The sequence below is a fragment of the Streptomyces sp. SPB074 genome (assembly GCF_000154905.1).
GTDB lineage: Bacteria > Actinomycetota > Actinomycetes > Streptomycetales > Streptomycetaceae > Streptomyces.
In genome coordinates this window covers 6,677,446-6,678,327 of sequence record NZ_GG770539.1, presented here as the reverse complement: position 1 = coordinate 6,678,327, position 882 = coordinate 6,677,446, and the positions used below count along the sequence as shown (strand labels likewise).

General features: G+C 72.9%; 1 pseudogene. It reads left to right on the top strand.

The features are described from left to right. The first annotated feature begins 178 nt into the window (after nucleotides 1–178). Nucleotides 179–681: pseudogene (locus tag SSBG_RS28560) on the top strand (DUF6328 family protein). Nucleotides 682–882: the final 201 nt, after the last annotated feature.

Below are 882 nucleotides of genomic sequence, written 5' to 3'. Positions count from 1 at the left end.
GAGCAGGGCGGCGGAGGGGTCGGGGCGGGACATCGGGGCTCCTCGGGGGTGGGGTGGGGCGAGCGTACGCCGTGCGTTCGGCGTGCGTACGCAGCACGTTCTCTTCCCCGCGCACGGTGGGTGAACCCCGGGCCAACACGGGTACGCGGGCACCACATCACGTACCGGGGAGGGCGGCATGACGACGGACGCCGAGGTGGCCGAGGCGCGGCGGGGGCGGCAGGAGAGCGAGGAGGAGCGCGCGGACAGACAGTGGGGCGAGCTGATGCAGGAGGTGCGCGTCGCGCAGACCGGGGTGCAGATCCTCTTCGGTTTCCTCCTCACGGTCGTCTTCACGCCGATGTTCGACGAGTTGTCGCACACCGACACGAACATCTATCTGACGACGGTGGTGCTCGGCGCCCTCGCAACGGGCGCGCTCATCTCACCGGTCCCCTTCCACCGCTTGCTCTCCGGCCGCCGGATCAAGGCGCGGACGGTGGAGTGGGCGGCCCGGATGACGTTCCTCGGCCTGCTGCTCCTGCTGGCGACGCTCACCTCGGCGCTCTTCCTGATCCTGCGGGTGGCCACGCACGACGCCTTCGTGCCCTGGTTCGTGGCGGGGGTCGTCGGCTGGTACGTCCTGTGCTGGCGGTGCTGCCGCTGTGGGCGCGGGCGCGGTACTCGGTGCGGGAGGACTGACGGCGGCCCGGCACCCCGCGCGGGATGCCGGGCCGGTGCGGCGGTGCCGGGCGGGCCGGTTCAGCTCAGGTCGATGCCGGGGTAGAGCGGGTGCTTGGCGAGGAGGTCGGCGGCCCGCTCGGCGGTGCGCTCGGCGAGGCCGTCCGCCAGGACGTACTGGGCCTTGGAGGGCTTGCCCCGACTTCGTCGTGCCGGGCGTGG